Source organism: Bradyrhizobium forestalis (assembly GCF_002795245.1).
Lineage (GTDB): Bacteria > Pseudomonadota > Alphaproteobacteria > Rhizobiales > Xanthobacteraceae > Bradyrhizobium > Bradyrhizobium forestalis.
In genome coordinates this window covers 56,086-76,050 of the sequence record NZ_PGVG01000014.1, presented here as the reverse complement: position 1 = coordinate 76,050, position 19,965 = coordinate 56,086, and the positions used below count along the sequence as shown (strand labels likewise).

The 19,965-nt window shown below is 57.8% G+C and carries 13 protein-coding genes; 6 read left to right on the top strand and 7 right to left on the bottom strand.

The annotated features are described in order from the left end of the window. Nucleotides 1–359: 359 nt before the first annotated feature. From CVM73_RS18445 to CVM73_RS18425, 5 genes are all read left to right on the top strand, one after another. Nucleotides 360–590 (top strand): hypothetical protein, encoded by a 231-nt coding sequence (locus CVM73_RS18445; protein WP_100233351.1) that lies wholly within the window; start codon nucleotides 360–362, stop codon nucleotides 588–590. Nucleotides 591–2,074: 1,484 nt separating this feature from the next. Next, the gene (locus CVM73_RS18440) at nucleotides 2,075–3,199 is read left to right on the top strand and encodes a hypothetical protein (RefSeq protein WP_100233350.1); all 1,125 of its coding nucleotides are present in this window, start codon (nucleotides 2,075–2,077) and stop codon (nucleotides 3,197–3,199) included. Between the two features lie 695 nt (nucleotides 3,200–3,894). Next, a complete protein-coding gene (locus CVM73_RS18435; RefSeq protein ID WP_100233349.1) occupies nucleotides 3,895–4,338 on the top strand; it encodes an SET domain-containing protein in 444 nt (147 codons plus the stop codon). Between the two features lie 407 nt (nucleotides 4,339–4,745). Continuing rightward, the gene (locus CVM73_RS18430) at nucleotides 4,746–5,297 is read left to right on the top strand and encodes a MarR family transcriptional regulator (protein WP_100233348.1); all 552 of its coding nucleotides are present in this window, start codon (nucleotides 4,746–4,748) and stop codon (nucleotides 5,295–5,297) included. 589 nt (nucleotides 5,298–5,886) lie between these two features. Next, on the top strand, nucleotides 5,887–6,441 hold the full coding sequence (locus CVM73_RS18425; RefSeq protein ID WP_245452331.1) for a hypothetical protein: 555 nt from the start codon (nucleotides 5,887–5,889) through the stop codon (nucleotides 6,439–6,441). 651 nt (nucleotides 6,442–7,092) lie between these two features. On the opposite strand, the gene CVM73_RS18420 is transcribed toward CVM73_RS18425, so the two are convergent. The 7 genes from CVM73_RS18420 to CVM73_RS18380 form a co-directional block, all read right to left on the bottom strand. Further along, nucleotides 7,093–7,359: a DUF3551 domain-containing protein gene (locus tag CVM73_RS18420; RefSeq protein WP_100233346.1), complete on the bottom strand. Its 267-nt coding sequence runs from the start codon at nucleotides 7,357–7,359 to the stop codon at nucleotides 7,093–7,095. 1,450 nt (nucleotides 7,360–8,809) lie between these two features. Beyond that, on the bottom strand, nucleotides 8,810–9,166 hold the full coding sequence (locus tag CVM73_RS41480) for a HipA domain-containing protein (RefSeq protein WP_283809922.1): 357 nt from the start codon (nucleotides 9,164–9,166) through the stop codon (nucleotides 8,810–8,812). Beyond that, complete coding sequence (locus CVM73_RS18410; protein ID WP_283809921.1) at nucleotides 9,085–10,116, bottom strand: HipA domain-containing protein; 1,032 nt, start codon at nucleotides 10,114–10,116, stop codon at nucleotides 9,085–9,087. The genes CVM73_RS41480 and CVM73_RS18410 overlap by 82 nt, the downstream gene beginning before the upstream one ends. Beyond that, nucleotides 10,113–10,871 carry a zincin-like metallopeptidase domain-containing protein gene (locus tag CVM73_RS18405; protein ID WP_430641307.1) on the bottom strand — a complete coding sequence of 253 codons (759 nt, stop codon included), beginning with the start codon at nucleotides 10,869–10,871 and terminating at the stop codon, nucleotides 10,113–10,115. Before CVM73_RS18405 ends, CVM73_RS18410 begins: the two co-directional genes overlap by 4 nt. Before the next feature lie 1,133 nt (nucleotides 10,872–12,004). Further along, on the bottom strand, nucleotides 12,005–14,128 hold the full coding sequence (locus CVM73_RS18395; RefSeq protein WP_100233345.1) for a prolyl oligopeptidase family serine peptidase: 2,124 nt from the start codon (nucleotides 14,126–14,128) through the stop codon (nucleotides 12,005–12,007). A 594-nt stretch (nucleotides 14,129–14,722) separates the two neighbouring features. Then, nucleotides 14,723–15,031 (bottom strand): hypothetical protein, encoded by a 309-nt coding sequence (locus CVM73_RS40690; protein ID WP_157329652.1) that lies wholly within the window; start codon nucleotides 15,029–15,031, stop codon nucleotides 14,723–14,725. 838 nt (nucleotides 15,032–15,869) lie between these two features. Further along, nucleotides 15,870–16,445 carry a hypothetical protein gene (locus CVM73_RS18380; RefSeq protein ID WP_100233344.1) on the bottom strand — a complete coding sequence of 192 codons (576 nt, stop codon included), beginning with the start codon at nucleotides 16,443–16,445 and terminating at the stop codon, nucleotides 15,870–15,872. Nucleotides 16,446–18,102: 1,657 nt separating this feature from the next. Here CVM73_RS18380 and CVM73_RS18375 point away from each other — a divergent pair. Next, nucleotides 18,103–19,449, top strand: coding sequence for an MFS transporter (locus CVM73_RS18375; RefSeq protein ID WP_167406914.1), 1,347 nt, complete (start codon nucleotides 18,103–18,105; stop codon nucleotides 19,447–19,449). Nucleotides 19,450–19,965 lie beyond the last annotated feature (516 nt).

Below are 19,965 nucleotides of genomic sequence, written 5' to 3'. Positions count from 1 at the left end.
CTGATCTAGCAGAAATACGCACGATCATGCCCCTCAAACGCCGCAGAACGTCCTGGTTGCAATGTTAGCATCCTTCGCCGATCGGCTGGGGGAACAAGCATGCTTAAAGCATTTCGCAATACTGTCATGGCACTCACTTTTGTCACCGTCGCCGGCAGTAACATAATTTGGAGTTTGCTGGATGACTACGTCGCCTGCGGCCTAGCGGTAGCCGCTTCAGTTACCGCCGGCTTTTGCGCCGAGCGCGCCTTCGTCAAACGGTCCCATCGCGAAATGATCCGTCAACACGGCGCAGACTGGCAGCCTGGTAGCGAGCGCATAGAGTCTGGCGGACCAACTAGGACGGCGAAGGCAGAGAAATGACAATCGACCGGAACATCGAGAGCGGCACGAAGCGGGGGGCGCCCAAGCTGGAGGTGCTCGATTGCCAAACCCCGTCGCGACAGTTGCTAGCCCATGCATCGGCGATCGAGGCATTGCGCGCCTGGTACGCCATGCAGTCAACCGTCAATACCGTCGCGCTCTACGACGCCGCAGCAGCGCTGTTCGGCTCGGATTTCGACCGGGCCGAATACCACGAGGTCGAGTGAATAAATCTGATCTCGACGCGCTTGTAGTTGGGAAAGCGCCGGCCGAAGTCCAGATTATCTTGCGCCGACGGAACGGTTGAAAGCTTCTAATTCGATTCCTTCCGTTACGTCGCGAGGCGGCCACCATAATCCCTGCCTCGCAATAGAAGAGGCAGGCGATCAGCCTGAGAATATTTAATCACACTCTTAAGGGGGGTCGCTCGATCGAGACAACACTCTGTCTGCTCGACCGGCGGTTCAAAGATTCACGAGATCGTAGAGATCGCGCGGGCGCGTTCGCTCGGCCAAAGCGTTGAGGTTTACGCGAACGCCTCAAGTAGTCGTAGGCCAGGACCTTGACGCCGTCTTCAAGCATGTCGGAATAAGGGTGAAAGATATCGACGGGCACCGGCCGCAAGAGGATGCGTTCGTCAGCCGTCAAACCAAGTTTGTTTCGCGTAAGTGGAGGGGTCGTGAAACGGGCCCCTTGTAGCTGATCTTGCTTTCATGAGAGCTTGCGGCGGAAGAGTTCGAATTCTTGCTGATCCACCGGGACCACAATGCCGCTTTCATCATAGACCCAGGCGCCACCTCGGCGAAACCCGCTTTAAGAATGCTTCGCCGAGGTGCGCTTCATTGCGCAACCTAAAATCCAGATCCTCGGAAAAGCATAGGTTCCGACTAAGCATGTTTTCAGACAGTACCGCCCTTGAAGACCTAGCCTTCGGCGAGTTCCTCATGCACGCGGACGCCGGCGATAAATCAGCCGAGAACGCAGTCTTTTCGACAACATGCGGAACGGGCGAGGTCTGTCCTGCGACAGCAAGAATTGCGCGCTTGCCGATCAATGTCTGCCTCCGCGAACCCAGGTCGACGGAATGAAGAGCCGCCATCTTGAGACGAGGCGTGAAATCCAGCGTGGGATCAAGCTTCGCATTTCCTGCCGTGCGCCGTGTGCGGCACAGTTCGGCAAATGATACGCCGTCCGAACGTCGCTACGCAAGAAAGCCAAGTTGCTTGAACACGTCGCCGTTGCCGAGCCGCTCACCATGTTCATGAGCGTTTGATCATTGCGATCGATCCGCTTGAGATAGGTACTCACGCGGATCAGACACCCGCTGAAAGCCGCCGCCCAGTGCGACATATCGATGAGCGATCCGAAGACCCCTTATGCCTTTGACTCAATGGACTTTTCGCGAGCATGTCCAGCGAGTCTTGTGGTCGTCCGATTTGAACAGATGGCCGTACCGGTCCTAGACCTAAAGACTACTATGGCCGGCAAAGGTCTGAACTGTTTTTAGTTCAGGCCGGCCTTGATCCAGCAGGATACCGCGAAATGCCGCAAGGCGGGCCACTTAAAGCGTAATCCGGCATCTTGCGCGTTTTTCGACCGAAGTGTGGTGATCGGGCAGGCCTATTTTGCTCACCGAATTCTCTGAGTGCGTCAGCTTGTCGACAGCTGGTCCTAATAGAGCGAGAGCGACACACTCGAACCGGGGGCGGACATGGACCCATTTAACACCATCAACCCATTCGCCCCAGAGTTCTCTGCTTACAGCGCCGCGGTGCCGCAGGGGCAACAGCAGCAAGCGGATTTTGAGCCGTACTTGGATGAAGTGCCGCAAGTTGGCACCTCTGCGATCGCAGAGGATCCTGTTTCTGCTGATCCCTACTATCCTCATCTGTCGGAAGAAGGCCTTAGACTCGCCGAGACCTTCGGACTTGAGTACCAGAGGGCCGACGGTTCTCATCCCGAACATGCAGTCACCGGACGCGAGGACGCCGCTACCCTGATGGGTGAGGACTACACCGGCCAGTTGAGGCCTGCGAAGAGGCAGAGGACACTAAGCCAGACGCAACCCGATGCCATTGAGCACCAGCACAGCGAGCCCAGCAATTCAGCCGCTCGCGAGCTGATTGAAGAGGCCGGCACACCGTTTCGGGTCAGCGGTCCGTTGACCATTCCTGAGGAAGACTGCATTCAGGATCTGCTGCGGGCGATGCTGGAAAATGCCGACTCATCGTCGTCTCTCGAGCCAACCGAGCGTCATGACCGCGCCGTGGATTCAGGAGCGGCCGTTCGTTCCTTTAACTCGTGGCAGGACGACCAGCGCACGTCAGGCGCGCATGAGGGTAGCAGCGTCCCGCCGAGCCAGGACACCCCACCCGCTCCTTTCATAGTTCATAACGACCGCTTCAGCTTCACGGCGCTGTTCGTGCCCGCGGCGGCGATGAGGGGCGGCTCTCCTCTCAATCTGTCAGGCGCACCCATTCATTTCGGATCTCCACTAGATAGCGTTTCGCAGCCGAGCGCACAGGGGGCGAATCGGCCCTCGCCAGCACTGCTTGCACAGACGATGGAGCAAGCCGCTCCGGCGTCCGTCAGAGCTGAGACGACGCCGCCCGCGGCCCGCGAGATCTACGCCGCATCATTCGCCGTTCCTGAGGGCTTTTCACACGGCACACAACCCGCCCCGATCACGATGATCTCGAGGCTCGGCCGCTGGGGCCTCTTGCCGGACGCAGCGCAGCCGATGAAGCAATACGACATTCGCGGCGAGCGTTACACGGCCCTCTTGGGGCCGGGAGGACCGAACGACGTTCGGCTCATCCACCATCCACAGATGTAGACACCAGCGATAGCCGCTACGTCAGGGGCCGCTCCAGACAGCTCAGGTAGCGGACATGGTGATGGACCATAGCTTGCTTGAGCGACTCTTGCGAGCTTAGTGGGGCTCAGGGCGGTGCGGATAAGCACTGCCGGCCCCAACGAACTTGCGGGCGCCAACGCTTAGCGGCTCCTTGTTGAGCCGAACAGCCATGGCCCCTTCCTGTTTGTGAACAGCGTGATCACGTTGCGGCTGGTTGCGGCGAGTTGATAGAGCAGAAAAATCGGGGGTGACTGCCGACCCCTCAGGGACGGCTCGTCATTCTGCCGATGTCTCCACTTCCTTTCTGGCCGGGTATAGGAACGAATGGGCATTGACGCATTAGGCCCCTGCTCTTGAAGTCTTGATGAAGGCCTTGTCGGCGGCTTGCAGGGTCGCGAGAAAGTCCGGCGTGCCGCCGCGCTGAGAGTCCCCAGGTCACGATCACTCGCCTCCTTGATCGGCGCGGATCTTTGCCCGGAATCCCACCGACCTGCAGCCCCTTCCAGCATCACCACGATGGCGGTGCCGCGGAGGGCGATCCGGACCAAGCAGCCGAAACGAATCCCTAGGAACTCGGAAGGCGCGGATAGACGATCCTACCAATTCGTGCAGGAGATTTCGCAGCTCACGTCAGTTAGCTTGCTCGGTGTTAGTGACTTTGGGAGATTTCTTCGATGTTGATTGTTGAAACTGTTTTGAAGCCAGACCAGTTTGGCGGTATTGGACTTTTCTCTGCGACTCGTTTGCCTAAAGGCGCGCTACTTTGGATTCACAACCCGATCGTTGACATTGCGGTGACGCGCGAACAATACGAGGCTCTAGCTCCGACATTTCAAGCTCTACTTGATAAGCATGCCTATCCGAGAGACCACAAGGTTAATGACGGCGTCGTAGAGTATAATGCTGACAACGCTCGCTTCATGAATCACAGCAGTCATCCAAACACATATCAAGACGATCATTGCAGAATTTTCACAGCCCGTGACGTACAACCTGGTGAAGAACTGACTTGCGATTACTTGTCTTTCGATCCAGGGTGTGACTTATCGTGGAATAAGGAGCTATTGCCGATCTCCAGCTCCTGCTTTCCAAGCCTGGAGCCGGCTCCGACAGGTTGATCCTGCGCCGTACGCGTTGTTCTAGTGATTCAGTGAGCAGTTCTCGACAACCTAAAAATTCTCGCCATCCAATCGCGCGGCGGAGCAGTGTCGCTTTTGGAGCGGACTCGCGACGTTCAGGACGTCAGACGCTGCAATCGCGCGCAAAAGCAGGTCATGAAGCCCGGATTCTGCATATGAGAGTTGTATTTTGAGTGAATTCACCAGGGTGAGTGTGTGAAGCTGCTTTGCACCTAGGCAGCTTCGGCACCGGACGTGTCTGCAAAGAGGGTTGGCACAGAAGCGAGTTGGTGGGATTGCTTATTGACCCGAGATTCTACGCTTCGAAGTAGGGGCATATGTAGTCCCCCGCCAACTGCGCTCTGCTCGCCCGGAATAGTTTTAGGATGGAGGCTCCCTGAAATCTGATGCCGTCTAAGCTGCCAGGATTGAAAAGACGGCTCGGAAAGAGCCCTGTCGCGAGTCAGGATGTGCTCAGGCGATTCACGTGGGAGATCAGAGCCATTAATGTGTGTCTGGACGACCTTCGTTCTTTCCAAGCGCATGCGCTGGGCATTGCTGCACCACAAATGATGATCTTGATGGCGTTGATCGACTTGGAAAAGGACGGCGGAGTTCCGGTCAACGTGGTTGCAAAGTTGATGAAGGTTGAGTCCGCCTTCATTACGAGGCATTCGAAAGAGCTTGAGGATAAGCGATTTGTGCGACGGAAGCGCTGCGCGAACGATGCACGAATCGTCAACCTGTCGCTAACCGATAGCGCTCGCAGACAACTTGCGAGCATCGCGGCGCAGCAGGAAGAACTCGATGAGTTTGTTGCTGGTTATCTCGATATTACGGACTTTGCAAAGCTGGCTAGTTGCCTTAGCGGAGTCAGGCAGCGGCTGGAAAAGGCTCGCCTGCACGCCGCGTTAAAGATGCAAGAACCTTCAAGAGAGCAGCAGCTGCGGGACGCCTAGCCGGTCAACAACTTGAGCCCACGAACCGACTCGCCGCCAACGAGCACCCAAATCCTGGATCGGGAGCTTGGATTTAACATGCAGCTCTGCAACACAGCTCGGGCCGGTGCCCAGTGATCAAATTCGGTGCTCCAAGCTATGGCTGTGCGCAAGCTGAAGGAGCCATGCGCCGACAGAAGCTCCAACGCAGCGATTACGTCTACTCTAGCAATGGTTTCTGCATCTTCTTCCGTCAGACGATGATAAGCGATAACTCTGCGGCATTTGGAGGCGCGGTGTTCTACGAGCGCGGCCCAGAGCGCTATCGGCTATCCTCGACAGCTCGTCGCGTCGTTCTCGGTTGAGTAAAGAATGATTTCACCGTCTAATGTGAGGACAACTGACCGAGATGCGTTCATTTTGCACGAGGTAGGACCCTACACCGTTGCTTGATACTTCTCTTCTGTTAAGAACGCATTATTTTGTAGCCAACCACGACGTGCCATCGAATTGCGGCGGGCACCATCGTCGATGTCTTACAGCAGAGAAGCAGGGATTCCTGGACTACTGCCCCTGCCGGCAGTCGGCTGGTTGAGAGCAGTGGCGCTACGTGATCAAGCGCGCCAGAGCGGAGGCGCATCCTGTGTTCTCGCGTTTTCATAGCAATTGTCACATGACTCCTATTGAAGCAATCAAACGTTGGTTCGTGTCCCTGGACGAGGAACTTCAATCAGACATCGCGTATATGTTCGTATCTCTTACGCTGGGAGACTGCCAGTTTTCGCCTGCTGCAGCCGTTCGAAGACTGCTGCAATGGTTCGACCTGCGCAGCGCAGGCACGGAATATGAGGATGCGCTAGCCGCGGTCGTGTTTCGCGCCTCGTTCGAATACATGTTTGCCGACCGCTTCACAGCCGCCGGGTGGACCTTTCCCGAACAATTGTTCAAAGACGTGATCCGCGAGGCTGCTGAAGGGAAGGAGGCAAGCAAGTTCGCAACGAGGGCATTTCGGTTGCTGCGTAACCTTCCGGACCGAAAAACGAAATGGAGAGAGGCAGGTGAGAATTGGAACGCCTTGGTCAACTCGGCACTCAACGACGATGCGCTGAAGCAATGGACTCACGAGCAATTCCTGGCGAGCGACTTCGGGCCGGCGCAAGACTGAAAATACCCGGTAATATTGCGAGAGCGCCGATTCGGAATGAAATTGCGTCAGACCAGGCAGCGCGACGATTAGAACGGCAACTTCCAAAGAGAGCAGAAAAGGCACCCGAGAGCGCCCCAAAAGAGCACTGCCGCGACAGGGAAATATCGCGATCTAACCAATGGCCGGTTTCCCTTAGGGATGTTTGGCGATGTAGCATTGCAACAAGCAGGATAGCGGCGCTTGTAAAGGCTTCGGGGCCGTATTTCTGCTCGGAATTAGCGCCTAGTGGCCGAGTGCATCAATACTCGGGCAGCCAATCAGAGCAGTGGGGCCGCCCTGGCTCACCGCACAGGGCGACCCGTCGCCAATCTGCTGCGGCCGCCGGGCCAAATCGAGAGCCGCAGCCGGCCTACTAATGTTAGGACAGATCGCCCGATAATTTTCAGCTTCTTGGAGGGCTGTCTTGATGAATGTCGGCTCAGGCTCTGCCTCGAACGGCTGTTATACTCCTCATTTGTCTGTCGCGGAGAAGCACAGGTATCCGCGGGCCTGGCCGGCATCCGAGAAAAGGCGAGCGCAGAAAAGGTGAGGCGAACGAACGGCAACAGGAGCCTGCCCGGGCAGATGTTTCAAATCCGCCGCTTGGCTTACCAGCGATTCCGATTCACATCAGCGCGATTGTCTTCCTTGCCGCCCGAAAGCGTAGGTCGGATTGATGCCGCAATAGGCGTATGTACCTGATGCAGTAGCCACGCACTGGTCGTAGGTCGAGAACTGGCAATTGCCCGGATATCCCCAACTGCGTCCCTGCAGACAATAGACGTCCTGGCGTACCGGTGACGTGTACGAATGAGCCCGCGAACCAGCCGTCGAACGCGATCCTGAGCCGACGAGGATGGGAAGTGCGAGCACTCCGATAAGGAGAAGGTAGCGCATAAGACCTCTTGCCTCCGTTAAGTTCACCACGATACAGGATCTGAATTGCACCCTTTGATCTTAGTCAATGGCAGATTGCCGGGGTCACTCCGCGGGCTGGCGCCGGAAAGAGGATTCAGGGCGACTGGTGCCTGCGGGCGTGACCGAAGTTGAGCGGGACCGTGGGTACACAAAGGCGCAAACAATAAGACGACCCAACGGTACGGCCCCGCGGTCAGGGGGGCCTCGAACGTCGTCAAACCTAGGCGCAGCTTTCCTGCTACTTTCCCCGGCAGCGGGCCTCTTATAGGCGCTTCGGCAGTGTTTGTGCGGACCCGCTAGGAGGCAAAATGTACGACCGATACATTCGTTAGCTCCCCGTGACGAACACCGTGCCCGGCCAACATCATGGACGTTCTGGGAGGCCTGCGTGATACTGAGGGGGTGCCGCTATCGAGGCATTGGAAAGCGCTTCGCGACCAATTTGTTTCAGCCGATCGGGCCCCGTCTCACCTGTGCTGGCACCTCCAGAATTTTCAAGGTGACATCAACGCGATCGCTCGTCTCGTACCGGGAGAGGCTCACGCAGACCTCATCGAGGACCAACCGTGATAGCGCAGCTGTAGCGGCGTTCAACATTTGGAGATCCCACAGTGCCGACAGGCGAGCCAGTGTAGGTGCGCAGCAACTCCATAGCGATCAAGCAGAACTCCCGCGAACTAGTCTGCCTCGCCCAATCCTAGTGGAGTCAAGGTGTAATCCTCAACCCAGGCAATCGCGAGGCAACCCGGAGCAGAGCGCCGCAATGATGGAGGAAGAAGCTGCCTCTTCTACATTCTTGTGCGCGTATTTGTCCTAAAACTGCATTCTCGCGCAGCTCTTGAGCGTCGTCCGGCCGTTTGCCGCGGATTCTTTGCCGCAGGCTTGATTACAAAGCTGAACGAAGGCTCACATCGATTCTGTTGCAGCGCACCGCCTGCTAGCGCAGGTCGATCCCGGCGGGCTGATTGAGTAGAAACCAGTTCAGCGTATATAGCCTATGCTTGGGCAAACGGCCTTCACTCGTATCGTGCCACGCTGGTGCGCGGCACCAACGATACGACTTCTTCTTTTTATACAAGCTTGTTACAACACTCGCGGCCCCCCGCAGATTGCGCGGTGAACAACGATCGATTCAGTCATTATAATCTTTCAGTGATTCAGGGGTGCCGGATTATGTTTGTAAGTATCACCAGAGACCAAAGATCTTGCCATAATGCGCTTAATGAGCTCGGCATATCGAGCCTGTCAATCCGATCGCGTCGCCCATCGGACAGCAGTTTGTATGTCCGTACCGTGTTGATCGCCAGCTGAGTGCATGCAAACCGTAACTCGGACGAGCATGAGGCGGCGCAGCAACGGCTATCGGACAGCCGTTCGGCGAGCGCGCCGATATCGGAATGAATGAGCTCGTGGTTGCGCTCGACTCCCTTCAACTGATGGATGATCCGTATCCTAGATCCCCTTTCAGAACGTATTCGCAATACTTGGCTCGCGTGCCCAAAGCCGTTGCCAATCGCTCGATAACAGTGTTCTCCAATCCCTCGTTTTGCGCGCGCGTGCGAATGTCCGGCACCAGGTCAGGGATCTGCCCGGCCATGGAGATCAGTGTAGCAATGAGCACGTCCGCATCAACACGCGTCTCGCGCGCAAATTTTTTCCACTGACGCAAGCCAATTTGACCGAGCTTGTATTCACCCCCGACTTTCATGGCGAGTTTGATCTTGCGCTGATCGACGTGGTCATAGGGAAGAATGCTGGCGACGTCGTAGAGGGGGGCGAGACGCACGAGAGGACCGCTGGCCAGAAGCAATGAATAGTTTTTGGCGTGAGCATCAAGCCTCCAATGAGCCAGTTGAAGACCAAAGCGCTGACGAACGTCTCAAGGTCGGCCTCGCGGTCTGTCGAGTAGGTACGCAAGAGCTCGACCACATCGGCAGGCGTTGGTCCGCCCTCGTTTTGGTATTTCTTGGTCGGCGGGATGCCCATGGCCTGACAGATATCTTCCTGATGAACGCGGATGATGTCGTTCCCGCTGACCTGCCGATCGTAACGTTCAACCACGATCGCGATTTCCTGTTCGAAGCGCATCACCTTGGTTTCAGCGGCTGGCAGCCCGAGTTCGCGTGCGAGCTGCAGGCAGTTATGCTCATTGTCGGCGTGACCATCGAAATCGCCCGTCAGTGGTTTCAAAATGTGGGTGGTCGGTATGCGCCCGGACGGAATGCCCCATTTGTTGTCTTTGAGGACAAGCGCGGTTTTCGGCTGGCCGCCTGCAAGACTGAATTGACCTGTGTCGCGGGGCAGACGCCAGGCAGCGTCAACCTCTCGCAAGACTCGAAGCCGGTTTGCAATTTCCGGCTTATCCAGCCATTCGATCTTGTCGTCTTTGCCTGTTTTCAGAGCCTGCAATCGATCAGGCGTGACGAACTGGATTGCCCCGGCGCAATCCTCGCCGACGTTAGAGATGAGGGCAAACACGTTGCGCGCCGATACCTGAAATCTCTTGGCCCAGCGCTCGAGCACCTGCTCGTTGTCAGGAAGCAGCCCCCACAAGAAGGCCTGAACAGTGTCTGGACCGTGCTCCTCGGCCGCAAGCGGCATGGAAAGCGACAGGGGATGGGCCTCCTCCGCGTTGCGCCATGCATTCTCATAGACGAAGGTTAGCCGGCCGCGCGCGTCACTGCGGACGCGACCGACTTCGGTGCCATCCAAAAGTGCAATGAGCTCGGCCATCATGTCTTGCCTTTCTTGGCCTTGGTGACGATGGCGTTGATATCAACTGCGGAGGTAGCGGCTGGTAGGCGCTCCACTATTGGCGTCCACCGGATGCCGAGAACGTCGAGAGCACGAAGAAGAAGGGCCACCTCTGCGCGGGGATGACCGTGCTCGACGTCGATCACCCATTGACGGCTAACGCCAATCCGCTTGGCCAGTGTCGACTGGTCTAGCTTGAGGCGTTTGCGTCTATCGCGAATGACGGCGCCGACGTCGGGGCGGGTCTGAGAAGATGATGACGTTGCGAGCCATTCTGCGCCTTCCCGCTCGATGCGTGGCTGCAACCCATGCTTCGGTGATTCACCTCTACCCGCCAAAGTAGAGATCACAACCCTGGATTGTTGATAAGACGCACAACTACTCTGATATTTAAAGTCGATCTTACTCGCGATGCCGGCTCTCAGGGAGAACAAGGCGCCGCGGCTCAGGTCGCGGCGGAATTTTTGGTGAAACCGATACAGGAAGTCCGCCGCCCGCTGGGCATTGGACGAGATCTTGAAGATCGCGCGATTGTCGTTCTTCAGCGCCTTGATCCAAGAAGGGATATAAGAGGCGTGCCCCTCCCTCACGTCCGGTGTCAGGCCGAGATCGGCGGACAGGAAGGCGGCGCCAAGCTCTGCGACCAACTCTTCCATGGCATAGCCTTCATCGCCGAAGCGCTTGCGGCCAAACTCGCGATTCAGGTGGCTCTCCTGGCATGTAGGGCCCAATGCCATTCATTGCGCACGTCGCGGCAGAAATGGAAGTACGTGGCCCTCACCTTTTCAGGTGGTGTACCGACCTTCGCCAGAGTAGCTGCGAAGCTTGTGGAGATGGCCACCACGATCGGTCGGAGCGAGATGTAAAACAGTGCGGGCGCGGCTCGGTGCTAACCGGACCCGGGGGCTGAAACCAGGCCAACTAGTCCGTACCACATCCGCACTGCCGTTGAGACTAGCGGAAAGATGACTCGGCGCTGATCGATCTGGAGCAATAGCGCTGTCCCTGCCATATCCCGTTAACCCCAAAGGACTCTGTATCTGTGATAGCTTACCGCAAGCTGACAGGCCTTTGCGCAGTCCGTCAATAGTACGTGTGGGCTATCAATACCCGCTCAATCTGCCACGGAAATTCCTGCAATCACTCAAACATCGTCACGACTGCAGGATCAGCCGGACGGTTCAGGCTGCTGATCGGCGACACATTGTCGGTTGCGGACCGTACCATCGTAGATACTCCACCGTTAGCGGGCAGGTCTCGCTGTGGCGTCAAAATTGCGAATTCGGTGCTTTGAGCCGCCCATACCTCCGCCGTGCATATTGTACTGCCAGTTTCTTCGCACTCCGCGTATCGGTCGATTGCCGGAATGCATTTGTGGAATTGCAGTGAGCCTTCAACCGGGGAATCCTGCGGATTGACGAAAAAGCGAGCAAGATGAGGATTGCACACTTTTGGCTCGCTGATACGAGAGAAATACAGCATCGCACGACTGAGCGACATAACGCCGGTCAGCACTAGACGGAAATCAGCGACTTGGTGCCTATCGAGGGGACTTGACGAGAAAGGCGCTATCGCTATCCGCGTCCGCACCGCCAATGAAGTTAGCCACGGGATCGAGAGGCTGGCGCGCCGGTATGCCGCGAGGGCTGGTCACACGAAATGCCTCGTGGGCATTAACGTAACGAGAAATCGGCCCTTGAGTCACCTACCCGGACTGATAGGCGAGACTAAGGGGTGGCTGATCGCTCGGATTCACCTCTAGGGAGATACTATAGTCTGCGGAGAATGAGCAAAGACGGGCTTGCTGGCGCCGCCGCCGTTAACGTCGTCCGCCAAGCGTCATCATTGAAGTAGATCTTAGTCCTCGACATCACTCATCGACAAGCCGCTGGGATGCATAAGTATATTCCAAAGAGATCCGGCGTGCCTGTTCAATGAGGTTGGCGGCGGCGCTATGGCCCCCGTCGATATTCTCATAGTAGAGGTACGGTTGGCCCAACGCAGCGAGCCTCGCCGCTGCCTTGCGGCCATGCGCTGGATGCACGCGGTCGTCCTTGGTGGACGTGAGAATAAAGGGGGACGGGTAGGTCGTGCCTGGCACCAACCTCTGATAGGGCGAGTAGGCCTCGAGCCATTTGCGCTGTTCGGGAATGGTGGGATCGCCATACTCGCCGATCCAGGAGGCTCCGGCGCCCAGCTTGGTGAACCGAACCATGTCGAACAGCGGAACCTGTAAGATGGCCGCATTGAAGAGCTCGGGTCGTTGGGTGATTGCTGTCCCAACCAGGAGGCCTCCTTGGCTACCGCCGACTACGCCCAGCCGGCGGGGAGAAGTGATTTTGCGCCGGATCAAGTCCTCCGCGACGGCGATAAAATCATCCCATGTGCGCTGCTTCGTTGCTCCTTGGGCAGTCTGGTGCCATTGGGGCCCGAACTCACCCCCGCCACGCAGGTTCGCAACAACATACGCGTTGCCCTGCTCGAGCCAGAGTCGTCCAGTGAGGCCCAGGTAAGAGGGGATGAGCGGAGTCTGAAACCCACCGTAGCCATAGAGAAGCGTTGGAGTTGATCCGTCAAACCTTGCGCTCTTGGGGCGTAGCAGAAAGTAAGGAATGCGGGTGCCATCGCGCGAGATTGCCTCAAACTGTTCGACGACAAGTCTCGAGGCGTCGAACCTAGGAGGTGTCGCCTTCAGCGTCTCAAGGCGTTCGGTTGCAGCGTCGAAGTACCAGAGCATCGTCGGGCTAAGAAAGCTGGAGACGGTGAACATCGCCTCGTCCGTTTCATGCGATGCCGCAGCCAGACCGACACTCGCATTCTCTGGAAGCGGGATCGGCGTGGCCTGCCAGGCGCCCTGATGGTACTTGTAGACGAACGCCCTACTCTGAACATTGTCGAGAATCGTTAGGATTAACAAGTTTCTTGTGGCGGTGAATCCGCTCAGTGCTTGTCGAGGCCCAGGCTTGAAAACGAGCGTGGGTCTGGCGCGCAGCGGATCCTGCTTCCATTCGGCCAGGTCATACGAGATGATCGAGCCGGCTGAGAAGGAGGTGTCGCCGGACGGTGGCGTCCAGTCTTCGTTTAGCGTCACCAGCAGGCGACCACTCGCGATGCCCCCGATGGTCGCCTTCTTTGGCAGATTGAGCTTAGTCGGCTTGAACCCAAAGAGAACATACTCGTGCTCGAACGCACTGATGCTGCGGACGGCGCCGGTCGCATGGACCGTGCCCTCACTATCGCGCAGCACGAATGGTGTGGCCCCGACATCGGTCGGCTCGCCCCGGAAGACCTCGTGCGCTTCCACGAGCGACTGAGCGCGCTTGAGCTCCTTCACAACGAAAGGGTAACCGGCTTGCGTCATGGTCCCTTCGCCCCAATCTCGTGCAATGAGGACCGTGTCGCTGTCTACCCAAGTGACCTCCTGTTTTCCCTCGGGAAGTGCGAAGCCGTTCGTGACGAAGGTTTTGGCGACTGCGTCGAACTCCCGGACGAACACAGCGTCCTTTCCGCCCTCGGACAGGTTGAGCAAGCATAGGCGCTCTTCGGGCGGGAGGCAGCTCACCCCTTTAAGAACCCAGTTCTTCTTGTCCGCGTCAGCGAGAGCATCCACGTCGAGGATGGTCTCCCATTGAGGGCTCTGGGTGCGATAGCTTTCAAGCGTCGTACGCCGCAAGACTCCGCGCACCTGGTTCTCGTCCTGCCAGAAATTATCGAGACCGCGCCGTCCCAATGAGACGTACGGAATCCGGTCCTTGGCCTGAAGAATGTATAGCGCATCGCCGTAGAAGCGCTGGTAACGTGGATCGGATTGGAGCGCACTGAATGTCTTGTCGTTCTGGGTGTGAGCCCAAGCCAATGCGCGCGACCCTTCGATCTCCTCAAGCCAAAGAAAAGGATCCTCGGCTCCGGTCGCAGGCCCTAGCGTCTGGGACAGTCCCGCGGCCATCAAACAGCTCATGGATAGCGACGCTGCGAGAAAAAGCGAATTCTTCATGGGAGTAGTCCTAAAGTTGGCCAGCCGGACTTGAGCGTCTTGCTAGGTGAGTGGAAGCATCGGAGGATGCATACTCGGCTTCAAAGCGCGGGCATGCGGGAATTGCGTCCGCTGGCTTTCGGTGGAGCAAGCAGCGTGCCGCTTGAAAATTGGAGGTTCTCCAGTCGTTCCAACCATGTAAGTGTCGACTTTTGGACGTCCGTCTCAAACCTGACAATCGGTTCTTACTAAGGGCGGCATGTTGCGCAGCGGCCGCCTTGCTCATCGCCGCAGTAGGTAAATCCTCGATGATCGCTTGCGCCACCGCTCGGCCACTCACAACTCGGCGCTGCGGGCAGCATCGTCCGCCGAAAGTTTCGACTTTAGGTGTGACGTGCGAGCACAAGTCCGATCTTCGCGGCCTGCTGATCGCGTTGGCTGGCACCATCGGCGCCCCACGCAGGCCGCCGGTACTCGACGTCATTTGCGGCCTGTTGGCCGGGAGAGACTCGAGGCGATTGGCGTTCAGCAACGCGTTTGTCCGCCAGCCAAACGCGTAACCTGCGGTAGGTTCGGTGGCCGAGCCTGTATGGAAGGCGCTAGACGCCACGATTGCTATATTCCGCAGCGGGATCTCTTCTGAGCAACCGTGACCGCGGCGAGCCCCAACATCACGTCGCCGGTGAACCCGAAATGGAGACGATAGAGCCACCAGATTGCGCAGCACCGGTCGAGATCGTACATGGCGAGCGCGCGCCTTCTTGCTACAGCCATCCGCGCCATCGGCTTCATGCCTAGTATTATCTGGAAACCTCGAGGTCTCGGGGCCAGCACTCTCCATTTGAAGACTTTTTGTTCGGTGATGGCTCGCTGTCCGCCGCGTGCAGCTGCAATAGATGGCGAGGTGAGATTGATGTTCGTCATGGCGCCTTCTTCCGCGGTTCGAAGCTGTTTGCGCACGCCTATGTACATGCGGCTTTGCTGTGATCCTACGGAGGAGGCAGTGCTTGCAAAACGCCCAGATCTGGTAGCGCCAATTGACAGGATCGCGATCCAATAAGCTCGCCCAATCTCACTGCTACGCAAAGCGACTGAGCCACTTGCGACGATCGTTGCAGATATGTAACCTTTGCTTCCACCTCCCTGAGAATACCTCCGCGCGCACAAGGCTATGTTAGGCTCGCACCGGCACCGCCTACGCCGCTCCCGCGTATACCTTGCACGGCTACCGGTTTCGCCGCCCAATTTGCACGAACCCAGCCGACATCGAGCGCTGGTCGGCGGCCGAGTAGCCCTTCCTGAGCGCTCGCAAGTCTCCGCCTCGCTGAGCAACACCGAACAGCTCGGCCCGCCGCAAGCACACCATCGTGCAGCGCTTGTTGGGATCGCTCAGACGCAAAGCCGCGCACGGCTAGAGGTACGGCGCTGGCCGCGTGTAATGGGCCCAGTCCTCCGCTCCTGCGTGCCACGGTGCAACCTCGGACTGGTCGACGGCAGTAGCTACATCACTCAAGGGAAAGTAACATCCTCAGGTTAGGCAATACGGGTTAGATTGCAGCCCGAATGACACGTAGGCACCACCCAGACGAAACGGCCAGGATGGCCGTGAATCTCGTGGGCTGCCAGTGGGTCCGATGATGCGAACCCACTGGCGGCGCGAGCAATCCACTTGCTGAGCGGTGAATTGTCTATCCGGGTAAGGACAACCGAAGTGACCGCGGGGCTCCAGTCCGGCGCGATCGCTTCACCGTCGGGTTGCGTCTCATACCCGCGTAAGCTTAACGAACCCTCCTTCGGCTAATTCGGCTTTGTAGGCCCGTCCGTTAAGCTGGATTGTTGTCGGGTTACTTTCGGTCGGCATGAAACCTTCTTCGCGCAGCTTGTCCATCAGGGCAGGTGTGGCCCATTGCTGTGGTAGCGGCGTTCCGAAGCGCCGGTGCTCCGTCCAGAAAGCTCCGAATTCCGGTAGCCCCGCCCGGCCGGCCGCAACCACTTGGTCCTCCGCAGGGTTATGAAAAAGAAGAACGCGATTGGACCCATCCAAACCGGCCGTGTAGCGGTGACCTCGGATTTCATAGGTCATCGTCGGCTGGTCCGAGTCCGGCAAGAGACCTTGGTGGAACAGCCTCTCGACCATGAAGTCAGGGGCGATTTGCGAACCGTGTGAGAATCTCGGGGGAGCGGCGAATGAGACATCTACCGCTTCCTCAGGTGCGGCAGATGATGATGGTCCCGCTTCATTCATGATCTGACTGAACAAATCATGATCTTCTTGTGTCCAGACGTGCGCCGTTGGTGATTCTGGTGAACGGGCATTGTCGATTCGGTTCGGATCCATAAAGCTCTCCTTTCTATTATGAGAACAAAGGCCTCTTGAAGATCTCCCCATGGAGTGAGCTGAAGTTCGTCACGAATTTAGACATTGGCGGCTTCGTCATCGAGAGGCCAAGCTTGAGTGTTAAAGAGGCTGGCTTTCGAGAAGCTGACAAAGGTCGAAGAAGGGAGACAAACCCGCGACCACATCTGCCACGCTTGATGCGATCATCTGCGAGCCAAATCTCGTTCCGCCTCACCTCCCAATCGGCGCGCAGGTCTGCGTCGTGCATTGCATTCACCTGGCGGTGAAGCTGGTTAGGAGGTCCAGGCGATGCGGACCGCGGCCAGATCCAGCCTTGCATCGAACGCGTGCATTTCGATCTCCGCTCTCGACCAGTCGTTCTGGCTTACACTTCGAGCCTATGCACTGGCCGCTAACCGTAGCCGCACCAGCGCGAAAACGGACGAGAGCGCGACCTACGTGAGGGTCCGGCAACCGCGGAGCGAACTGCTCACCTGATTGGATGAAGAACGAAATTGCTCAGACGCAAAGCAGCCGAGACGATCATTCAGGTGCGGTCGTGCCGGTGGTCCCGGGACTGCGGATGGCACTGCGTGTAATGGGAGTTCGCGACGTCCCCAGTGCCTCTGATCCTGCGCGCCATCATGGAACTTCGGACCGACAGCCGGAGCTACATCGGTCGAGCGGATGCTACATCCTCGGGTGAGCCAATACGAAAGGCCCAATTTGTCCTCGCTGCTATTGACTTTCAGCGGCGAGTTCGACACCGCGCGCACGAATTACGACGATTTTCCTTATTCAGGGAGACGAGTGAATTCTCTTTCCAACGGTCCGTGGGGATGAAACGTAGGCCGTATTCGTGCTCGCCCCTCCGGGCACACGAACGGTAGCCCCCGTGTTGTGTGGCGTCACTGATTTGCGTTAACAGCTCCTCAAGTGGTTGACCAAGATGTACGCCCCTGAAACTTTGTCAGCGCTCACGGAACGACTTGACATCGGCATCGTCGGCGTCGGGGCCCCGCGCCTTGTCCCCGTCCCCAGGACACCCTCGCGCCGGAGATAGCTGAGATGCACGGCGGGCGGCTCCGAACGCACGGATGACGGACGGTCTGGGTCTTGATTGTCTCCAGATGCGAGCGGCCCCTGAGCAGACGGGTCGCCCGCTCGCTGGCGACCCGGCCGTGGCCGCAGGTGGAGCACCGATAAGTGGTGATCAGGCGCGAGAAACCGCCGCAGGCGCGCTAAGCGGCGGCAAGCGCCTTGGCGATAAAGGGCCTAGCCCATTAACTCCTTAGGGAGCGGACGCAACCTGACCGAGGCGGAATGGCTCGAGTCGTCGTCAGTCGTGTGCGACGCCCGTCAATTTTGTCGCACACTCGCCGCAGCAGCGCAAAAGTCTGCAGCCACCGGACGAATGCAGCAGGTTCGAATATTTGTCTTTGCCGCCCATGCCAGCGATCAGATCAAGGGCTAAATGGTGGCGGAGAGGCAGGCATTTTTATTGCAGACGTTACGGTGAGCTTCGTCGTGACACGCCTCAGCAACATATTGCTTGGCGAAATGGCCGTGTGAGACGGGAGCGGGCAGAGCAATGCAACAGTGCGACCTACCTGGCCAAAATATTTGGGCAGAGATCGCGCTTCAGATTAGGTTGAGGATGTCGAGGCAATCTACTCGAGAGGGGCTGGAGCCGGTCCTCGATCCCGCAGACGAACGCTTGACGAGCCGCGCCGTGTTGGGCGCAACCATCGGCAATGTTCTCGAATTCTACGACTTCGGGACCTACAGCTTTTTCGCGATACAGATCGGCCAAGCGTTCTTCCCGGCAACCGACTCGTTCGCTAGCCTCATGCTGTCACTCGCAACCTTCGGCGCAGGATTTGTGACCAGACCAATCGGGGCCATCGTACTCGGCTCGTATTCGGATCGGGCCGGCCGGCGGCCCGCGATGACCGCCAGCTTTGCCATGATGAGTGCCGCGGTCCTATTGTTAGCTATCACGCCATCGTATGAGACAATAGGACTTGCCGCTCCGTCACTGGTCGTCTTCGCACGCTTGCTGCAAGGCTTTGCTCTCGGAGGTGAAGTGGGGCCGACGACCGCCTACTTGATGGAAGCAGCTCCCGCTGACGCGCGTGGTCTTGCTGTCTCCTTTCAGCCCGCGAGCCAACAGATAGCTGCGACGGCCGGAGCGTTGGTTGGAGAAATACTCTCGCTCAGCATGACAAGCGAAGCGCTCAATGCGTACGGATGGCGGATCGCGCTGTTGCTCGGCGCCGCTACGTTGCCGTTTGGACTTTGGTTGCGAAGCGTCTTACCCGAAACGTTGCACCGGCCCGAGACGCACGTCCTGGTCACCCAGCCTGGAGGGCAAGCGCATTCCAATCGCCGCATCATGAGCTTGGGATTTGTCATTTTGACCAGCTGCACGATCACTACTTATGTAACGGGATATATGACCACCTACGCCTTGAACACCCTCCACGTTTCCGCGCCGCTCGCCTTTGGTACCACGCTCATCAGCAATGCGGTCGGGATTGCTGCAGCACTGCTGGGTGGCCTGCTCGCCGACCGCGCAGGCCGTCGTCGCATCATGATATGGCCGCAGGTCACTGCATTGCTGATGACCTATCCGGTGTTCTTGTGGATTGCAGAGAGCCGCAGTGCCTTCGCACTTCTAGGAGGTCTCGGCGCCCTCACCCTGATCGGAACGATTCCGTATAGCGCCTTCCACGTGAGCATGGCCGAAGGGTTGCCGAGGAACATTCGTGGTGGCGCCTTCGCGACGATCTACGCTTTTGCGATAGCGATTTTCGGAGGCACAGCTCAACCAATCGTCACCTGGCTGATCCACCTTACCGGGAGTGCACTCGTGCCCGCCTGGTACATGCTTTTCGCTAGCGCGGCCGGGCTCTTTGCCATGCTCATGATGCCGGAGACGGCACCACTCAATTTCACACCCAACCATAAACGAAACGTCGTCACGCCACGACGGCTACCCTAGGCATAGCGGGAACAATGGACATCCGTGGCGTCCGAAATGCGAACCATTGAATGGAAGGGCGCTATGGGCGTGGCATGGAAAGCAATAGAATCGACCAGTTTTAGTCGAGCTGGGGCTCGCATCGGAACAGATCGTGGGGGTCTAAAACGACTTTTCCGGTTTACGCCACGTTCGCCGATGCGGCGGTTGGTCACCGATGGGCTGAAAGACCAATCACTTTGATCATCTTAAGAGAATTAAGACGGCGCCGCTTGCACCGTCTGCCATTGTAACCGTACGGCACGAGGACGCGGCCGCTGTCGGAGCAAGCGGCCGCACGAGGCTCAATCCTCGTTTCTCTGCTTGACTTGTTTTCAGTCCTCAGTGTCGCACGCACGAGGGATCGGTCAAACAAAAGAACAGGTCGCAGATACCTTCCAAGGGGTCGTCCGCGCACTGAGGATATGATGTATCCGCTACCTCCACCCTGCCGGCAACCGGTTGCGCGGCAACTTTGGCAGAAAAAGGAGGCACCAC